Source organism: Mucilaginibacter sp. dw_454, from assembly GCF_018449775.1.
In the GTDB taxonomy this organism is placed as follows: Bacteria; Bacteroidota; Bacteroidia; order Sphingobacteriales; family Sphingobacteriaceae; genus Mucilaginibacter.
The window spans coordinates 13,350-32,553 of the sequence record NZ_JAAVVB010000002.1; the positions used below are offsets into that span (position 1 = coordinate 13,350).

Consider the following 19,204-nt stretch of genomic DNA (forward strand, 5'->3'; position numbering starts at 1 on the left):
ACGGCAGCTACATTCGCCAGAGAGAAGCCTAATTTAAAGGCGTAAACTCTGCGAATAACTTGTCTGCTTCAGGGAGGCGGTTAAGCGGGGTATAAGTTGATACTTCTGCGTACTCACGCCACATTTGTTGCACCTGTGGGTGTTTATGTGCGGTTTTCATAGCCTGTTCAGATTTCCATTCAAAAACCTCTACTATGGTGCCGTCTTTTGTTTCTAATACAAATCCTTCTTTTTCTGTTGCTAAGCCAATTGTCCTCAAACAAGGCGAATGCTTCTTTATTAACGCTCGTAGCGTCTCTGCTTGGCCGGGGTTGGGCTTATAGGCAACTATTGCTACTCGTTCCATATATCTCTTCGTTGCTTTTTTTCAAAATTACGAATTTTAAAGCTAAGCGGTTGTTAAATTATTAATAAATTTAACGTTTCGTTGCAATAATAATGCCTAAATGACTTATTTATGTCATAAGTCATATTTTTTTAATGATTTTGTTTTAATCAGCTTAAATAACCTTTCCACCAATCAGAATTATAAGGTCCGTTAACTTCGGTAGGTTTACCGGGTTCGGGCACAAACAGTTCGATATTTTTCTGTTTAGCGTAATTTTCCAGTCGCTCAATGGGGTCAAACCAATTGTGCAGTGCCAGGTTAAATGTGCCCCAGTGTATCGGCATCATGAGCTTGCCTTTTAAATCCAGGAAAGCATTTGAGGCATGATCTGGCCCCATATGTATATCCGGCCAATACTCGCCGTAGGCGCCTATCTCCAGTATAGCCAGATCAAACGGGCCAAAGGTTTCACCGATATCTTTGAAACCTGGAAAGTAACCCGAATCGGCACCAAAAAATATGTTATGTTGTGACCCTTTGATTACAAAAGACGACCAGAGTGTTTCATTTCTTCCAAAGATGCCGCGACCGGAAAAATGCCTAGAAGGCGTTGCGGTAACCACCATATCATGATCAATCATGACGCTATCGCCCCAGTCTAGTTCGGTAATATAATTTCTAATAATGCCAAAGCGCTCCAAATGCCTACCAACACCTAACGAACAAAAGAAAGGTATTGTAGTTCCCTTAAAAAACTCGATGGTGGCTTTATCCAGGTGATCATAATGGTCATGCGAAATAATGATCGCATCCAAATGCGGCAATTCGCTCAGTTTAATTGGTGGATTAAAAAAGCGCTTTGGCCCCATCAGTTGCGTCATAGACACACGCTGGCTCCAAACCGGATCGGTTAAAATAGTATGCCCGTCAATCTCTATCAATAAACTGGAATGCCCCACCCAGGTAATACGCAAGCCATTTTTGGGCGGTGTTTGATAGCTGGATAAATCGGTTTTAAAGGGTCCGAGTGTTTTCTTAGGTACTACCTCATTTTTGTTGGAGGCATAAGCCTTGATCATCGGTATGATGTCGCCTGGCTTAACCTCGCCGGTTGGTATTGGATTTAAAAACTTGCGTCCTTGTTTCTTAGATGGAGATATCGGCATATTTTGATAGTAACGTCTTTAATAAATGAAAAAGCAGGGGACGAAGTTTTAATCTTTTCTGTTCAGTTTAATCGTTAAAGAATTGAATTGCCTGATCGCTAAAGTCGAGCAAGTGCGGTGGCAGACTATCTTTGCCATATGGATATGTACCGCCAAATGTGTGATCGCCGCCTTTTATAACAGAAAATTGGGCATCTGGTTGTGCTTTGTGTAATTCTTGGGCCTGACTAAGCGGCACAGTTTTGTCCTCGTCGCCATGCACAATTAACCATGGTTGCGTAATCTGTGTTGCCTTGGCATGGATATCCAGGCGGCCCGGGTTGCGATCCAAATCGTCCAACAAAGTTGATTTTAAGGGCATTTGCTGATTGGTCCTGCTGTTAAGCATATACATGATGCCTTGTAAGCGCCATTGCTCTTCAGCTTCTTTTGGCCAAAGGTTATTGAAACTTGATATAGAAGCCATAGTAACTAGCTTTTTGATGCGTTTATCTTCGGCAGTTTTAATAATGCTGATACCTCCACCCATACTATGCCCCATCAGGTAAACATGATGAGCACGAGAGATGGCTGTACCATTGCAGGCGAAGTCAATCACCGTATTCAGATCATCTAACTCGATGGAAAAAGTATTATCGGCGAAAGCTATAAGGTCGGTAAAATCGGTCGGGCTATCAGGAGTGGTGCCGTTATGGCTAAAGTTAAACTTTAAAAAGCGATAGCCATTTTCTGCAAAATGCCGGGCAAGCAGGTTATGCGTGCCCCAGTCTTTAAACCCTTTAAAGCCATGTGCAAAAATTACCAGCGGCGCAGTTTTGTGACGGCTGTCGAAGGTAAGGTCGGTTAACATAGCGCGGCCTTTACTGCCGGATAAGGTGAAGAATTCTTGTTTGATCATCGTATATAGTCAATATTACCACAATAGGTTGTATCAACCAAATTATAGACCATTTTTGATTGAGCTTGTTACAAATTACTTTTAGCGCTCCACCAAACCCAAACAATTAACACGGGTTGTAAAGCTAAACGGCCCCAGGCAACCAAAGGGCTAACCATTAACGTACCGAGTTTGACCGGTGCATCAATAACCATTTGTATGTGTACAGGCAAAAAGGCAATTAACATTAGGCCTATTGCCAGTGCAGCAAAACGACGGGTGATTTTGAAGATCAGCATTGCTCCAAACAATATTTCAAGAAACCCTGACAAATAATTGACAAAAACAGGAAATGGAATATAACGCGGAATAATACGGATGTAACCGGCGGGATGCAAAAAATGATTGCCACCTGCTATGATATAGGCAAGGATGAGAATTATGAGACTAATCTTTTTTGCCATTATTGTAAATTTGGTGGCTTAAGTGTACGGTTAGTTACGTTTTTGTTAGCTAAGCAGATGTTTAATTACAAACAAGGTAGTTATTTATAAACATTCTAAATACTACTGTATGACAAAGTCTTGACATAGGATGCAGATCAAGATGCTATTTTTGTTGGGTCAAATTTAAAAATGCTTTGAAGTATTTAAAGGTAATAGCTTTTACGCACAAACAGATAGAGCTGAAGGAACTGGGGAAGTTGGTGATCTGCGAGGAGAACTTAACGGATAAGCTTCACCAGGTTAAAGCCGAATTTGGTATTTCTGAACTTTTTTATGTAGCAACCTGTAACCGCGTTGAGTTTGTAATGCTTACTCCGCAAGTGGTTGACAAAGCATTTGCCCAGAAATTTATTGAGACATTAAATATCGGACTGTGCTCGCACCATACCGGGATATTTGTAGATGCCGCTTCTATTTATGAGGGCCGCGATGCATTGAACCACCTGCTGCGAATGTCATGCTCATTAGAAAGTTTGATCGTTGGCGAGAAAGAGATCCTTTCGCAACTACGAAAGGCGTACGACAATTGCCGTGAGGCAGGCCTAACCGGTGATGGATTACGAATGTTTATGAACTGCATCGTCAAAACTGCTAAAGAAGTTTACACCAACACCAACATCTCCAAAAATCCAATCTCGGTAGTATCACTGGCCTACCGCAAGCTTAATGACCTTAGGCTATGTTCAAATGCCCGCATCCTCATCATAGGTGCAGGCGAAACCAACCAAAACATTTCCAAGTATCTTCAAAAACATAAATTCAGCAATTTTGCTGTGTTTAACCGTACACTTTCAAAAGCTCAGAAGCTGGCTGCTGATCTGAACGGTGAAGCGTTTACACTAGATGCCTTAAAAGATTATAAAAAGGGCTTTGATGTGATCATTACCTGCACATCGGCAACAGAGCCTATTATTACTCCTGAGATCTACGCATCATTATTAGATGGCTGCACCACCAAAAAAACCATTGTCGATCTGGCTATACCTAACGATACCGCTCCCGAAGTTTTAGAGCAATTTCCGGTAAACTTTATCGAGGTATGTTCACTAAACGAAGTTGCTAAACGTAATATTCAGGAACGTTACCAGGAGCTTACCCACGCCGAAGCCATTATTGACGAAAACATTGCCGAGTTTTGCATCCAGCTTAAACAACGTAAAGTTGAACTGGCTATGCGCCAGGTGCCAGAGAAAATCAAAGAAATTCGCGACACCGCATTAAACACTGTTTTTGCAGAGGAAGTGCTCAATATGGACGCTCAATCGCGTGAGGTACTTGAAAAAGTAATTGCCTACATGGAGAAGAAATATATCAGCGTGCCTATGGTTATGGCTAAAGATATATTGATCAACAACAACTAATCTCCCTCCTTCCTTTCCAACATAAATTTTACTGATACCCTGGTGTTATGGCCATTATTTGCTTGTACATACCACAATTTGTAGCTGTTTTTGTGTGATATCCCATTACCGAATAAACTACCTGCGAATACCTGTAATGCTTAATGCACTTTCTTTTTCTGGACCTTTAAAAATGCCGGTGCTTACTCAGCACCGGCATTTTAATTTTTAATGAGCGGCAAATTGTCCCACCTGGTAACTGCCTCCCGGTACCCGGAATGCAATGTTGAGACGATTGTAAGTATTGATGGTGGTTGTAGCCAGCGTAATATCTATCAACTCCTCTTCAGAGAATTGTTGGCGGGCCTGCTCATAAACCTCCTCAGAAACTTCATTATTAGTTAAACGGGTAACGGCTTCGGCCCATGCCAGGGCAGCGCGCTCGCGGTCGGTGTACATAGGGCCCTCGCGCCATGCCGCCAGCATGTACAAACGTTGCTCGGTTTCACCTTCGGCACGCAGGTCCTTAGAATGCATATCCAGGCAATAGGCGCAACCATTTATTTGCGATACACGGAAGAGAATTAAATGTAAAAGTTTCTGCTCAACCGGCGATTTTGCCAGGTAGGCACCTAGTCCATATAATGCTTTCATAGCGCCCTGTCCTTTTTCAAAAAAATTAATACGTGGTTCCATTTGATATTTTTAATGATTTATACCACCATGACGACTAGTCTAGACAAGATTGGACAGGTATCAAAAAAAATACCGATTTTTTTAACAACTAATTCATGAAATCCATATTTTTAAAACCCTAAACCATCAGTAAATTAATTCGTTATCAATAGCCAATGAGCCTAAACCCTAAAAAATATGGAACTATTGTTAGATAAGTTAGACGCGCTGGAATACCTCATGGAAGAGATAAGAGAAAGCGCCCAACACATTGACGACCTCAGGTCAGACTTTTTATTAATGTCGGCCGATTATGAAGCAATCATTGCCTCGTTTAAAGATACCCGAAAAGTAAGGTTATATATCAATTACTATGAACGTTCGGTTCCGGCAGATTAACTGCTGCCTGCGTGTAGCACCTTTTCAAGTTTACAACTTCTTTTTATCGTTCCATGCATGATCGAAGTAGTATGCTGCACTGGCCAATTACTACCCGGCAATTATAGTGAGTTACCAGGCTACACTCAGCATTACAGCAAGCAAGTCAAAGCATCGCCAATCATCACATCTCCCAAGTTCCCTTTTTTTAAACAAACTGCATTTTCGCAGGTTATAATTTAAGCTTATAGCCCCTGATAAGCTTAACTAAACCAATACAGCTATGGGCTTTTTTGATAAATTGTTCAAGAAAAATGAACCGGAACATCCGGTTCAGGAAATAGACAAGGCAGCCGTCCCGGTGTATCCAATGATCAAGATGGGCGAGTGGCAGGGCATGTCTCTGGCAAAGTCACTACCTTTTGTAATGAATGGCGATCAGCTTGATCTGGCCATTGTATTTGCCCAGGATGCCGGCGACCGTTTCCAGTATATTTTAGAGACCGACCTGCAACAGCCTGACATAGCCGAGAACTTTAACCGCTGGCAACATAATATCAATGAGTATCCGTACGAGATTGAATTGGGCGACACCTTACAGAACCGGGTAATTTTCGCCTCGGGCGAGGATCATGCTTCCGAAAAAATACTGTCGGCTGCTTTTTTATCCGATGCCTGCCAGACCTTGAACACCGATAAGCTGGTTATCTCCATCCCGCGCCGCAGGTGTTTGATGATTACCCGTTACGACGAAGATTTTGAGCTGCTCGAAACTTTCTTCCGTCTGCATTTTATAGCCTGGCGCGAAGAAGACTATGGCAACGAGCCTATCACCGAAATGGTTTTTATAGCCGATAAAAACAAGGTACGATACGCAGTGCCCCTGGGTTTTCGCATAAATATCTATGAAAAAGACGGGCAGAAGGTGTTAAACTACGTCACTGCCGGCGAGTTGTTTGATGAAAACGACCAGATCAACTTCCAAAAGATAATGGAAAAGAACAAGATTCCGGTGTCGATTTAAAATATAGCCGCTGTTACCCCCACACAATGCCGCTATCGGTTTATTATTTTCTAAACGTATAAACAACATAAGCTGTTTTGTCACCTAAGGCAATTGGCGATTTTAAGGTCATGGAGCTTCCATCAACTTGCGCAACGTTTAGTTGGTAACCTTGCGCAATATGTTTCGCACTTTCGCCCTGAAACATCTTTTTAAACTGAAATATCGGGTTGTTTTTGTCTTGATCATTATAACTCCAGAATATGCTTTGCGAAGTGCCGTTAGCGAGGGTGTACGTACCGTTGCCGCTATTGGTAAGCTGCCATTTGCTATCAATAAAAGCTGCCGGTGGCGCCTGGTCAAATACATTTTGTACGGCACCCGGTAACAGGCCATCATAACTGATGTTAGTTAATGTCCAGGTACCGTTGATATGGCCGTGGTCTGCACCCACCAGGCTTTTTGTGGTTGAGCAAGCTTGTAAAATGAATACAAGAGATAAAACGCCAAGCGTTAATGTTATGATCTTTTTCATCCTGATTGTGTGTATTTAGATAACTTTAACATAAATCTTGCCAAGTAGTGTGGATACTATATTATTTCATCTCCAACCTGGTAATGTAGTCGCTGCGCCTTTGTTGGTGCTAACACCATAGGTGTTTGGAAGATCTATTTTTGTCATTTTGAGCATAGCGAAAAATCTTATACGTGCGATATAAACGCCGGAAAAGTATAGTGGAGCCTACCAATTATATAAGATTCTTCACTCCGTTCAGAATGACAAAAGGTTTTTTTTGAGTCTTCCGAACACCTGCGGTGCTAACACTAGCAAAAAACCAAAATGCGGGTGATCCAAAAAGACTTAAAAGTCAGAAAAAATGATCCAAAGTGATCCAACTGTTAAAATAGTTTTCTTTTAATTGATTGATTTTTAATGCAATATATTTTTAAAGTGATCCAATTGATCCACACTATTGCGTGGATCACCGCGTTAGGGATAGGAGCGGATACCGGCCCTGCGCCTTAAGGCCTTGAGCAGTATGAGCGGATAGCCCGGCCCGCTTCTATCAGCGGGAACGCGCCATGGTAATAAACCGGCAAAAACCACCATTAGCTTACTCAAAATTCACCTAATCTCTAATCACCAATCATTAATCTCAGGCCCCACTTGTCACTATATTTTCATAACATCAATTAATATGACAAACCTGCCTTTAAAAAATTAAATTTGCGGTTGCAAATAGATTAACCCTCTTGGACAGAACATTAATTATAGGAACACGCGGAAGCGAACTGGCGCTATGGCAGGCCAATTTTGTGAAGGATAGCCTGGCGAAAGCTGGTATAAACGCTGAGTTAAAGATCATTAAAACCCAGGGCGACCGTATATTGAACTTAAGTTTTGATAAGTTGGAGGGTAAGGGCTTCTTTACCAAAGAGTTGGAAGAGGAGCTATTGGCAGGCACTATTGACCTGGCTGTACATAGCCACAAAGATTTGCCGACCGAGAACCCACCCGGGTTGATCATTGCTGCCGTTTCTGAGCGCGAGGATCCGTCTGAGCTGCTATTGATATTGAAGGATTGTGTGGATGTGAAGCAAAAGCTGTCGGTTAAATATGGCGCTATCGTGGGCACCTCGTCTAACCGCCGTAAGGCGCAGCTGCTGGCTTATCGCCCTGATCTGGAGATTGAGGATCTGCGCGGCAACGTGCCTACCCGCATTAACAAACTGCGCGAAGAGAACTACGATGCTATTATGCTGGCCAAAGCCGGTGTGAGCCGTTTGGGTATCGATTTGAGCGAGTTTCATGTAGAAGAACTGACCCCTAACGAAATCGTTCCTGCGCCTGCGCAAGGGGCGCTGGCCATACAGATTCGCGAAAGCGACACCGAGTTATTTGAGGCGCTGCAAGTACTGCATCATGCTGATGTAGCCGAGCAATTGGCTGTGGAGCGCACCGTGCTGAAACTGTTTGGCGGTGGTTGCCATTTGCCTTTGGGCTGCTATTGCCGTAAAGAGGATGGTAGGTTCCAGGTGTTCACCTCGAAAGCCGAGGAAGGCGACCAGTTCCCAGACCGTTTATTCTTAGAGGCAGATAAAAGCGAAGGCTTATCTGAGCAGATTGTGGCTAAGTTTAACCCGGAACGTAAGTTGCCCGGCAGCGTATTTATATCGCGCGAGGTGAATGAGCAAAGCTACTTTAGACGCGCCCTGGAGAAACACAACATACAGATTGACGGCCGATCGCTGATCCGTACCGTGCCGGTGATTACCAAGCTGGATTCATACATATTAAAACATATCGACTGGGTATTCTTCTCGAGCAAGAACGCTGTGGAGTACTTCTTTCACCTGGACCCGCTATTGCCTAAAGACGTTAAGTTTGGCGTGATGGGCGCAGGCAGCGAAGAGATGCTGCGTCGCAAAGGACATTTTGCTGATTTTACCGGCTTGGGTAATGATTCGGCCGATGTGGCTGAGGAGTTTGCCAGGCTAGCTAATGGCACACAGGTGCTGTTCCCGGGTGCTGAGGAATCGTTAAGAAGCGTGCAAAAAGGTTTGTCTGCGGATACTAAAGTCATTGACCTTGCGGTTTATGAAACAGTATTAGAAGAGGAAATAGAAGGCTCTGGCGCAGATGTGCTGGTATTTACCAGTCCGTCAAACGTTGACGCCTATTTTGCCGAGAATTTATTGGATCCATACCAAAAAGTTATTGCTATCGGTAAATCAACCGGTGCCAAATTTGATGAAATGGGTGTGAAATACACGCTGCCTTTCTCGCCCGACGAAGTAGGGCTGGCAGAGGCGGTGTTTGGGCTGTAAGCAGCCCAGTCAATAGTCCATGGTCGATAGTCCATAGACTTTTATTTTAATTAAGATATTCAAACTATGGACCGTCGACTATGGACCATGGACTAAAATTATGTTACAACGACCAAGAAGAAATCGCAAGAGCGAAGTGATACGCCAGATGGTTCAGGAAACGCATGTGAATGCGGCTAATCTGATCTTCCCGCTGTTTATAGTGGAGGGGAACAACCAAAAGACGGAAGTAGCTTCGATGCCCGGAATCTACAGATACTCGATAGATAACTTGCTGCGCGAGGTGGAGAGCTGCATGAAATTGGGCTTGAACGCGTTTGACTTGTTCCCCAACATCAGCGAAGAGCTTAAAGATAAATACGCTACCGAAAGCCACCGCGAGGAAGGTTTGTATCTGCGCGCTATCCGCGAAGTGAAGAAAAACTTCCCCGAAGCTTGTGTGGTAACCGACGTAGCGATGGACCCTTACAGCAGCGATGGGCATGATGGTTTGGTAGAGAATGGTCACATTTTAAATGACGAGACTTTAGAGATCTTGGGCAAGATGTCATTGGCCCAGGCGCAAGCAGGCGCCGATATCATTGCGCCAAGCGATATGATGGATGGCAGAGTAGGCTATATCCGCAATGTGCTGGATAAAAACGGGTTTACTAACGTGTCGATTATGTCGTATTCGGCTAAATATGCCAGCGCGTTTTATGGTCCGTTTAGAGATGCGTTGAACTCGGCGCCTAAGTTTGGTGATAAAAAGACCTATCAGATGAACCCGGCTAACCAGCGCGAAGCGTTGATTGAAGCCAGATTAGACGAAGAAGAAGGCGCAGACTTCCTGATGGTAAAGCCGGCTTTGGCTTACCTGGACGTGATTAAACTGATAAAAGACGATACCGAATTACCGGTAGCAGCCTACAACGTAAGCGGCGAGTACGCCATGCTAAAGGCAGCCGTACAAAAGGGGTGGTTAAACGAACAGCGTGCGGTAACCGAGGTGCTTACCAGCATCCGCCGAGCCGGCGCGACAGCGATTTTGACCTATCATGCTAAGGAAGTGTTGGAGAATAAATGGTTATAGAGCTTAAAGCTAAAAGAATAAAGCTGAAAGCCTAACCAAGGAATAAATATAATAAAAACAAGCTTTAAGCTTTGCGCTTTCGGCTTTATGCTAATAAAATGCTTGACTCAATAAAAAAGATGTTTTCGAATGAGGGTGAAATGCCTGTAAGTACTACAGGTAAGCCGGATATCAGCAGGGAAAAATCAGCCGAGTTGTATGCTAAGGCTAAGACGTATTTCCCGGGCGGGGTAAACTCGCCGGTGAGAGCGTTTAAGTCGGTTTATGGTACACCGCTTTTCATCAAAAAAGGCGATGGCAGCCATATCTGGGATGCAGACGACAACGAGTTTATTGACTTTTGCTGCTCATGGGGGCCGTTGATTTTGGGACACAATCATCCAAAGGTTAAAGAGAAAGTAATCGAGGTAATGCAGAACGGTATGTCTTTCGGCGCGCCAACAGCACTGGAGAATGAACTGGCTGAACTGATTCTCAAAAACAATAAATATATCCAAAAACTGCGTTTTGTAAGCTCGGGTACGGAGGCTGTTATGTCGGCTATTCGTTTGGCTCGCGGCTATACCAAGCGCGATAAGATCCTTAAGTTTGAGGGGTGCTATCATGGCCACTCAGATTCGTTATTAGTAAAAGCAGGTTCGGGCCTGGTTACTTTTGGTGAGACATCTTCAGCAGGCGTACCTAAATCATTTGCCGACGAAACTATCGTCATTGGCCTGAATGATACCGAAGCTTTACAAAAAGCATTTGCCGAGTTCAAGGATCAGATAGCCGCTGTTATCATAGAGCCTATCCCGGCTAACAATGGCTTACTGTTACAAACCAAAGAGTATTTACAAGCGCTGCGGGATATCTGCACGGCCAACGGCACGTTGCTGATATTTGATGAAGTGATCTCAGGTTTCCGCGTGGGGTTTGAGGGCGCAGCAGCTTACTACCGGATCCAACCTGATATCATTACTTACGGTAAGATCATCGGTGGTGGTTTGCCGGTAGGTATGTATGGGGCATCTGCAGAGATCATGGGCCATATCTCGCCCGATGGTGGAGTTTACCAGGCTGGTACCCTATCGGGTAATCCGGTTGCTATGGCTGCGGGTATCGCTCAGCTGAGTGAGCTATTGCGTATGGGTTTCTATAAAGATCTGCACAAAAAAACAGAAGAATTTACCGAAGCCATCCAGCGTTTTGCTACCGCCAAAAGCTATAAATTTAAAGTGTTTAGTATTGGGTCGATATTTTGGTTTGCCTTTACAGATAAAGCAACTATTAGTACCGCTGACGAGATAGACCCAACCAGCATGGAGAAATTCAAGGTAATGCACCGGGAGTTGATCAATAGAGGTATCTATTTAGGTCCGTCTGGTTATGAGGTTGGTTTTATATCGTCGGCCCATACTAAGATTGATTTGGAGAAAGCAAAAAGAGCTATATTTGATAGTCTTGATTTGGTATTTAAGAAATAAGGTATGAAACGCTCTTTTGTAATCTTTTACGCACTGATAACTTACGCTTTGGCTGAGTTAGTATGGTGGGGGTATATGCTGGTAAAATATCAGCCTGACCGTATAGGTATGATCATGGGCGAGGGCATGGTGTTCATATTCGTTTTTGCTGTTGGCGCCGTCTATTTGCATAAATCATTTAGGCGCGAAAAGAGACTACAGGAGCAGAAAAAGAATTTCCTGTTATCGGTTACGCACGAATTGAAATCGCCGTTGGCTTCCATTAAGTTATTATTACAAACAATCCAAAAACGTGACCTGAACAAAGCACAGATCCTGGATTTTATAGATAAATCATTACTGGATATTGAGCGTTTGGACGATATGGTAGAGAACATGCTGCTGGCCTCAAAAATTGAGAATAGCTCGTACACTTTCCCTAAAGCGCATTTTAGTTTATCAGTTTTGGTAGATAGCATTGTCAATCGTTTACAGATAACCAAATGCGACGGTAATCAGCAGATTATCAATGCCGAGATTGAACCGAAGATTGAGATCGACGGCGATAAATTTGCGTTGACATCGGTAGTAACCAACCTCGTAGAGAATGCTATTAAGTATTCAAAACCTTGCGAAACGGTTGATGTGAAGTTATTCTCTAAAGATAATAAGGTTTACCTGCAAGTGGCAGATCATGGTATCGGTATTGCCGACGAGGAGAAACCCCGTATTTTTGAAAGATTTTATCGCGTGGGTAGCGAAGATACCCGCAATACTAAAGGAACCGGCCTTGGCTTATACATTGTAAAACAAGTATTAGATAAGCACGAGGCAAGCATCAGGGTCAAAGACAATCGCCCTGTTGGAAGTATATTTGAGGTTGTTTTTGCACTTACTTAAATCACAATATAATGCCTGGTAGAAAAAGAATTTTACTGGCCGAAGATGAAGAACATCTTTTAGAAGCCATTAAGCTTAACCTTGAGTTAGAAGGTTACAAAGTATCAACCGCTAATAACGGTAAAAAAGCTTTGCAAATATTTAAAGAAGAACGTTTTAACTTAGTTATACTGGACGTAATGATGCCCGAGATTGACGGTTTTGTGGTTGCCGAAACCATCAGACTGGAAAACTCTGAGGTGCCTATTATGTTCCTGACTGCTAAAAACACCAATGAGGACAAAATTGCCGGCCTTAAAAAAGGTGCCGACGATTACCTGACCAAGCCTTTTAACCTGGAAGAGCTGATTCTGCGTGTTAATAACCTGGTAAAACGTAGCTTAAAAGGCGATGATCTAAAAGAGTTTAACAGCTACAAGATCGGCGATAAAACTATCCATTTCAACTCGTTCGAATTAGTTAATGGTGATGGCAGCATCACTCCGTTAACTAAAAAGGAAACCATGTTGTTAAAGCTGTTGATCGAGCGTCGTAATGATGCCGTATCGCGCGAGCAAATATTGGAGACAGTTTGGAATTATGATGTTTATCCATCAACCCGTACTATCGATAACTTTATCCTGACTTTCCGTAAATACTTTGAACCAGATCCTAAAAACCCGGTTTACTTCCACTCAATACGCGGCGTTGGCTATAAATTTACAGATCAGCACTAATTAATGTTTACCAACAGGGCACGCATACTGGTTATAGGCGCTTTTATAATTATGCTGGCAGTTGGCATTCAACTGCACGTTTATGAAATAGCTGCTGCAATTGGAATGTTTATTTTACTGCTGATATGGGGCTACTTTAAACAGGGTACTATAGTACTGGCGGCAAAGGCTTTCCATAATAAGGAATACGAAAAAGCCGAAGTGTTGTTGCAACAGGTACCTAACCCCGTTTGGTTAAGCAAACGCCGCCGTGGCTTTTATGAGTTTATTTACGGCGGGATATGCATGCAAAAGCAGGATTTTACAGAAGCCGAAAGACATTATGAAATAGCTGCGCAATATCCTTTGCGAAATGTAAATGACCATGTAGCAGCATTGGTACATGTTGCTAACCTGAGTATAAGGCATGATGATTTTGACAAAGCAAAAGCTTATTTATCATTGGCAGATAAGCACGAAGAGAAAATAACCGCTAAATTGAAGGATGTAATTAAACGGCTTCATCAGGAACTTGATAAAAAATAGAATCAAGAGTCAAGAATCAAGAGACAAGACGAAAGGTCGCTCTTGATTCTTGACTCTTGGTTCTTGACTCTAAAAAATAATGAACGATTTATTCTTAAAAGCAGCATTTTCACAAAAAACCGAACGCCCACCCGTTTGGATGATGCGCCAGGCCGGCAGATTTATGCCGCAATACTGGGAAATAAAAAATAAGTACTCTTTCCTGGAAATGTGCAAAACCCCAGAGATTGCCGCAGATGTAACCATGCTGCCGGTTGATCTGCTAGGTATTGATGCTGCCATATTATTCTCTGATATTTTGGTTACCGGTGAAGCTATGGGCGGTAACTTAAGCTTTGAGCAAAATGTTGGTCCGCGGTTTGCAAACCCGGTACGTACTCAAAAGGATATTGATAATCTGAATACAGATTGCCTGGATAAGCTGCAATATGTGGCCGATGCCATTAAAGTTATTCAGCAACGCTTAAAGGGCAGTATCCCGTTGATTGGTTTTGCTGGTGCACCGTTTACGGTGATGAGCTATCTGGTGGAAGGTGGATCGTCAAAAGACTTTAAACTGACCAAACTGATGCTGCACAACGAGCCTGAAATGGCGCATCGGCTTTTATCAAAGATTGCTACGGTTACAGCGGATTATCTGAACTTGCAAATCGCTGCAGGTGTTAATGCTGTACAGATCTTTGATAGCTGGGCGCAAGCATTGGCTTGGGACGATTATACAGAATTTTCGCATCGTTATATCGTCGAGATCATCAGTAAACTAAATAGAAAAGATATCCCGGTTATTTCGTTTTGTAAAGGCAGTTCGGTTTTCGCGCCGTTAATGGCCGAAGCTAAACCGGATGTTATTTCTATCGACTGGAACGTTGACTTGCTGGATATCAAAAAGCGTTTACCGCAAGGTATTGCTGTGCAAGGTAACCTTGACCCGCATATTTTATATGCTGATAAGAAAGTAATCAAAGAAAGAATTTACCGCCTGTTCGACCGTATGAAAGGCGAGAACGGCTTCATATTTAACCTGGGTCACGGTATTATGCCCGATATCCCGTTTGATAATGTGAAGTATGCGGTAGAGGTGATAAAAGAGTTTAAATACTAATAAACTGTCATTGCGAGCGTAGCGTGGCAATCGCAAATATTGCATCCTTGCGATTGCTTCGTCGTCCCTCCTCGCAATGACAAATAAAAGTGATGTACCAATACGTATTAGCCATACATATCATCTTTGTAGTCTGCTGGATGGCGGGGCTATTTTATATGGTACGCCTGTTTATTTATCATACCGAAGCGCAGGAAAAACCCGAACCTGCACGTGCTATCCTTTCAGAACAATTCGAGATCATGGAGCGCAAGCTGTGGTGGATCATCGCCACACCGTCTATGTACCTGGTATTGGCCGCCGGTATTACCATGATTTGCCTGATGCCGGGCTGGCTGCAAATGGGCTGGTTGCATATTAAATTACTGTTTGTGGTTGGATTGATCGTCTACCATTTCATCTGCCAAAACAAAATGAACCAGATGCGACAAGGCATTTACAAATGGACCTCTACCCAATTGCGCCTTTGGAATGAATTGGCTACGCTTATCCTATTTGCCATTGTTTTCCTGGCGGTATTAAAAAACTCATTGAACTGGATTTTTGGGGTGGTGGGTATTGTTGCCTTCTCTGTTATCTTGATGATGGCGGTGAAAATCTACAAGAGGTTTAGAGAGAAGAAATAAGCACGCCGCCCGGCGCTTCCAGTCATAATTTCCTTCATTTTACCTATATTAAATAATTATTAAAAAATAATTGTAATCCCATGCAACCATTTGCGCCTAACTATCATCTTACCTGCAAATGATGTTATTGAAACCTACTTATACAATTGATGAATTAATAGCCCGAAGCAAGGCGGGCGAACGCAAGGCGCAGGAGCTGCTGTATAAGCAGCTTGCTTCGAAGATGCTGGGCGTTTGCATGCGCTACGCAACGGATAAGATGGAGGCCGAGGATATGTTGCAAAACGGGTTTGTTAAAATGTTTAAAAAGCTGGACGATTACAGGGGCGAGGGTTCTTTTGAAGGATGGGTAAGACGAATAATGGTACACAGCTCGATAGAGTATTACCGCAAACACCACAAAATGGTACAGGTAATGGATGTAACCGAAATGAGTAACGAACCCTCGGTTAACCCGGCAGCAATGGCAAACATGGGTGTGCAGGATTTAATGAGACTGATCAATCAACTGTCGCCGGGTTACAAAATGGTGTTTAACCTTTATGCTATTGAAGGTTATTCGCACCGCGAGATTTCGGAGATAGTGGGCATTACCGAGGGTGCTTCGAAGTCGCAGTTATCAAGGGCCCGCGTAATTTTAAAGGATTTGGTTTTAAAAATGGATGAAAAGAAATATGGATATGCAGGATAAGGATTTTGACAAGATATTTAACTCGAAGTTTGAGGATTTCGAGGTAGAACCATCACCAATGGTGTGGGACAACATAGCCGACGAACTAGACAATAAAAAAGGCAAACGCTCATGGATGCCTTACTTAAGCATAGCCGCATTATTAGCGGTGATATGTACTGCCGGTTTGTTGCTTTTACAAAAAGAAACAACTGGTGAACATCACCATAGCTATGCTAATTCTACCCGCCACGATACGGTGAAATCGCTTACGCAAACAGCTGCCCCAGTGGTAAAACAACCTGAGCCTGTTGTAGTTGACAGATCGGCTACTGACAGGGTTGCCTCAAACAGCAATCATCAGCATAAAAATGTATCGCCGGTAACTCATATAACTGAGCAGGTTACAGCTAAGAAAGAGGACGCTGTTAATAACGTACAAGCACCGAAAGCAAACCCACAACTAATTGCGCAAGTAACTGCGCCAATAAACGACCCGGTAAAGCCTATTATGCCCGATGTGCAACTGGCGCCAAAAACAATAGACATTGCTGCAACTCCGGTTGAAAGACCTGCGGTTATGGCTTCGGCGGGAAATCAGGAAAACGAGCCGGTTAAAAAGCGAGGTATCCACAACTTAGGCGGCCTGATCAATGTGCTGGTAGCTAAAGTAGATAAGCGCCAGGATAAACTGATTGAGTTTAGTGATGACGCTGATGATGACGCGGAAACAAGTGTTACCGGGGTGAACATAGGCCCTTTGAAAATTAAAAAACAATAATCAACACATATATATAAAGAACACAATCTAAATACGTACACAATATGAAACGTCTACTAATAGCTGCATTACTATGCAGCGCGGCAAGCCTCAGCTTTGCACAAAAATCAATAAACGTAACTACAACAACCGTTAATGGTAAGAAAACTACTACCACAACAAGGGTTAATGGTAATGATACTACTACCACAACAACAGTTAGCAGTACAGACAGCACCAAAACCAAAAGCCTACTTTATAGACACAAAGCCTCAAAATCATCGGGTTTTAACTTCGGTCTTACTTTTTCAAGATTTGATTTGGGCTTGACTACCTTGATTGATAACGGCAGTTTTACGCTATCGCCCAAAAACGATTTCCTGAGCTATCGTTCATGGAAGACAAGCGATGTAGGTTTTGATCTATTGCAATTTGGTTATCGCTTTAACCCTGGCTTCAAAGTGTATTTATCAGCGGGTTTCGACTGGACATTGATCCGCCTGCGTAAAGACATCACCATACAAAGAAACGCACCTGTATTGACTTACGTTACAGACAGTATTCACTTTAGCAAAAACCGGTTCTCATCTACTTACCTGCGTCTGCCTTTATCGTTCGAGTTTAGAACCCGTGAGTATAGCGATGGCAAACGTTTTCGTTTCATTGTTGGTCCGGAAGCTGGTTTATTGCTAGGTGGTCGTGTTAAGCAAATTAGTGATGAAAACGGTAAACAAAAGTTTGACGACGACTATCACTTTACCAAAGTACAATACGGAGCTTTTACCCGCATAGGCTATGGCTCGGCAGGTTTGTTTGCCAAGTATTACTTTAACGATATGTTTGAGGATAGTCCAGAACAAGCTGGCTTGAAGAAATTTGCGATAGGCTTAACCTTTGGCTTCTGATATTGAAAATAATCAACCCTGCATATATAAAACGAGAGGCGATTCAATGGATCGCCTTTTGTTGTTGATAATAATATATAAGCCATAACTCAAAGGCTTCTATCTTTGCCCTATGAGCGATATGTCTTTCTTACAAGCTTTAGCGGTTACCAAAACATATCCCGGCCAGCGTGTGGCAGGGGTAAAACGGATCAGCCTTAATATAAAGCCCAATAAGATCACCGCCATTATAGGCGAAAGCGGCAGCGGTAAGAGTACCCTGTTGCGTTTGCTGTATGGTTTGCTATCGCCGGATGAAGGTAGGGTGCAGTTTAAGGGCGAGCGCATCTGGGGACCCGAGGAAAAGCTGATCCCCGGCCATGATGCCATGCGCATGGTAACCCAGGACACCGACGGACTAAACGTTTACGCCAAAGTGTGGGACAACATTGCCGTGCTGATGCCCAATACCGACATAGCCGCCAAAGAAGAGCGTACCACGCAGGTACTGCAGCAACTCAATGTTTTAAAGCTGGCCGACAAGCAAGCCATTTTTTTAAGCGGTGGCGAAAAGCAACGCGTGGCTATTGCCCGTGCCTTAGTAACGCAACCCGAAGTTTTATTACTTGACGAACCCTTTAACCAGGTGGATACCTCGTTTAGAGAAGGGCTGCAGCAGGATATTCGCCAAGTGGTGCATGACACCGGGTTAACCGTGATCATGGTATCGCATGACCCGGCCGAAGTGCTTTCTATGGCTGACGAGCTGATTGTACTGAAAGATGGCGAGGTCATTGAAGCCGGCCACCCTAAAGAATTATATCAAAATCCGCAGAACCTATATACCGCTAAACTGCTGACCAATTGCAATGTATTGAGCCAGGACGAGGCCAGGCAATGCGGTATTAACACCAAGGCTGCCGATGTTGTGATTTACCCCGAATGGGCCACGCCAACCAACAGTTGGACGCGCAAGGACTGGACCGTTAAGCAAGTGCTTTTTAAAGGCAGTTATGAAGATCTGTTAGTTACCAAAGATGATATTACCCTGCGTTTATTAAACGACGAACCGGATAAATACAAGGCAGGCGATAAGGTGCATGTCAAGATCAACAGGTACCTGGAGTTTTAAGGACAAGTGATCCACGTGAGAGTGTGGATCAGTTTGGATCAGCTGGATCACCTTGAAAATGCAAATCATTGAAAACCAGTATATAGTATTAAAACTAGTTTAATAGTTGGATCATTTTGGATCAGTTTGGATCACTTTTCATGACTTTTATGTCTTTTTTGGATCGCCCTATTTTTTGTTTTTTTCGCAGTGATACTTTAGACCAGGCGCCCGTTACCCCCTTTTTTTCCAGACGCTAATATCCGGGTAAAATAGGTTATTCTTTTTTAA

The 19,204-nt window shown here is 43.3% G+C and carries 21 protein-coding genes; 15 read left to right on the plus strand and 6 right to left on the minus strand.

Translation table 11 applies throughout. The features are described 5' to 3' along the window. Window positions 1–28: 28 nt before the first annotated feature. The 4 genes from HB679_RS07140 to HB679_RS07155 all read right to left on the minus strand — a co-directional run bounded on the left by HB679_RS07140 (window position 29) and on the right by HB679_RS07155 (window position 2,835). Window positions 29–346, minus strand: coding sequence for a hypothetical protein (locus tag HB679_RS07140; protein ID WP_214071280.1), 318 nt, complete (start codon window positions 344–346; stop codon window positions 29–31). Between the two features lie 149 nt (window positions 347–495). Next, window positions 496–1,494 (minus strand): MBL fold metallo-hydrolase, encoded by a 999-nt coding sequence (locus tag HB679_RS07145; RefSeq protein WP_214071281.1) that lies wholly within the window; start codon window positions 1,492–1,494, stop codon window positions 496–498. A 67-nt stretch (window positions 1,495–1,561) separates the two neighbouring features. Further along, window positions 1,562–2,392 (minus strand): alpha/beta fold hydrolase, encoded by an 831-nt coding sequence (locus tag HB679_RS07150; protein WP_214071282.1) that lies wholly within the window; start codon window positions 2,390–2,392, stop codon window positions 1,562–1,564. 68 nt (window positions 2,393–2,460) lie between these two features. Next, window positions 2,461–2,835, minus strand: a complete 375-nt coding sequence (locus HB679_RS07155) for a DoxX family membrane protein (RefSeq protein WP_214071283.1) — start codon at window positions 2,833–2,835, stop codon at window positions 2,461–2,463. 176 nt (window positions 2,836–3,011) lie between these two features. On the opposite strand from HB679_RS07155, the gene hemA reads away from it, so the two are divergent. Next, a complete protein-coding gene (gene hemA, locus HB679_RS07160; RefSeq protein WP_214071284.1) occupies window positions 3,012–4,238 on the plus strand; it encodes a glutamyl-tRNA reductase in 1,227 nt (408 codons plus the stop codon). Window positions 4,239–4,445: 207 nt separating this feature from the next. Here the strand turns inward: hemA and HB679_RS07165 are convergent, their stop codons facing one another. Beyond that, the gene (locus HB679_RS07165) at window positions 4,446–4,913 is read right to left on the minus strand and encodes a carboxymuconolactone decarboxylase family protein (protein ID WP_214071285.1); all 468 of its coding nucleotides are present in this window, start codon (window positions 4,911–4,913) and stop codon (window positions 4,446–4,448) included. Window positions 4,914–5,090: 177 nt separating this feature from the next. Between HB679_RS07165 and HB679_RS07170 the strand changes: the two genes are divergently transcribed. Together HB679_RS07170 and HB679_RS07175 are read left to right on the plus strand one after the other, a co-directional pair. Further along, window positions 5,091–5,291, plus strand: a complete 201-nt coding sequence (locus HB679_RS07170; RefSeq protein ID WP_214071286.1) for a hypothetical protein — start codon at window positions 5,091–5,093, stop codon at window positions 5,289–5,291. Window positions 5,292–5,553: 262 nt separating this feature from the next. Next, window positions 5,554–6,294, plus strand: a complete 741-nt coding sequence (locus HB679_RS07175) for a DUF1444 family protein (protein WP_214071287.1) — start codon at window positions 5,554–5,556, stop codon at window positions 6,292–6,294. A 43-nt stretch (window positions 6,295–6,337) separates the two neighbouring features. Here HB679_RS07175 and HB679_RS07180 read toward each other — a convergent pair whose 3' ends face one another. Continuing rightward, on the minus strand, window positions 6,338–6,808 hold the full coding sequence (locus HB679_RS07180) for a hypothetical protein (RefSeq protein WP_214071288.1): 471 nt from the start codon (window positions 6,806–6,808) through the stop codon (window positions 6,338–6,340). 719 nt (window positions 6,809–7,527) lie between these two features. On the opposite strand from HB679_RS07180, the gene hemC reads away from it, so the two are divergent. The 12 genes from hemC to HB679_RS07240 all read left to right on the plus strand — a co-directional run bounded on the left by hemC (window position 7,528) and on the right by HB679_RS07240 (window position 18,934). Next, a complete protein-coding gene (gene hemC, locus HB679_RS07185; protein WP_214071289.1) occupies window positions 7,528–9,102 on the plus strand; it encodes a hydroxymethylbilane synthase in 1,575 nt (524 codons plus the stop codon). 100 nt (window positions 9,103–9,202) lie between these two features. After that, a complete protein-coding gene (hemB, locus tag HB679_RS07190; protein WP_214071290.1) occupies window positions 9,203–10,174 on the plus strand; it encodes a porphobilinogen synthase in 972 nt (323 codons plus the stop codon). 98 nt (window positions 10,175–10,272) lie between these two features. Continuing rightward, entirely contained in the window at window positions 10,273–11,640 is a 1,368-nt protein-coding gene (hemL, locus tag HB679_RS07195) for a glutamate-1-semialdehyde 2,1-aminomutase (RefSeq protein ID WP_214071291.1), read from the plus strand. Between the two features lie 3 nt (window positions 11,641–11,643). Then, window positions 11,644–12,519 carry an ATP-binding protein gene (locus HB679_RS07200; RefSeq protein WP_214071292.1) on the plus strand — a complete coding sequence of 292 codons (876 nt, stop codon included), beginning with the start codon at window positions 11,644–11,646 and terminating at the stop codon, window positions 12,517–12,519. Between the two features lie 11 nt (window positions 12,520–12,530). Continuing rightward, window positions 12,531–13,235 (plus strand): response regulator transcription factor, encoded by a 705-nt coding sequence (locus HB679_RS07205; protein WP_214071293.1) that lies wholly within the window; start codon window positions 12,531–12,533, stop codon window positions 13,233–13,235. 3 nt (window positions 13,236–13,238) lie between these two features. After that, on the plus strand, window positions 13,239–13,760 hold the full coding sequence (locus HB679_RS07210; protein WP_214071294.1) for a tetratricopeptide repeat protein: 522 nt from the start codon (window positions 13,239–13,241) through the stop codon (window positions 13,758–13,760). Window positions 13,761–13,839: 79 nt separating this feature from the next. Then, window positions 13,840–14,862 (plus strand): uroporphyrinogen decarboxylase, encoded by a 1,023-nt coding sequence (gene hemE / locus HB679_RS07215; protein ID WP_214071295.1) that lies wholly within the window; start codon window positions 13,840–13,842, stop codon window positions 14,860–14,862. 92 nt (window positions 14,863–14,954) lie between these two features. Further along, window positions 14,955–15,488 (plus strand): CopD family protein, encoded by a 534-nt coding sequence (locus tag HB679_RS07220; RefSeq protein WP_214071296.1) that lies wholly within the window; start codon window positions 14,955–14,957, stop codon window positions 15,486–15,488. Between the two features lie 118 nt (window positions 15,489–15,606). Beyond that, on the plus strand, window positions 15,607–16,179 hold the full coding sequence (locus HB679_RS07225) for a sigma-70 family RNA polymerase sigma factor (protein WP_346345139.1): 573 nt from the start codon (window positions 15,607–15,609) through the stop codon (window positions 16,177–16,179). Beyond that, window positions 16,151–16,939, plus strand: coding sequence for a hypothetical protein (locus tag HB679_RS07230; protein WP_214071297.1), 789 nt, complete (start codon window positions 16,151–16,153; stop codon window positions 16,937–16,939). The genes HB679_RS07225 and HB679_RS07230 overlap by 29 nt, the downstream gene beginning before the upstream one ends. Window positions 16,940–16,983: 44 nt before the next feature. After that, window positions 16,984–17,823 carry an outer membrane beta-barrel protein gene (locus HB679_RS07235; protein ID WP_214071298.1) on the plus strand — a complete coding sequence of 280 codons (840 nt, stop codon included), beginning with the start codon at window positions 16,984–16,986 and terminating at the stop codon, window positions 17,821–17,823. A 121-nt stretch (window positions 17,824–17,944) separates the two neighbouring features. Next, complete coding sequence (locus tag HB679_RS07240; protein ID WP_255547557.1) at window positions 17,945–18,934, plus strand: ABC transporter ATP-binding protein; 990 nt, start codon at window positions 17,945–17,947, stop codon at window positions 18,932–18,934. Window positions 18,935–19,204 lie beyond the last annotated feature (270 nt).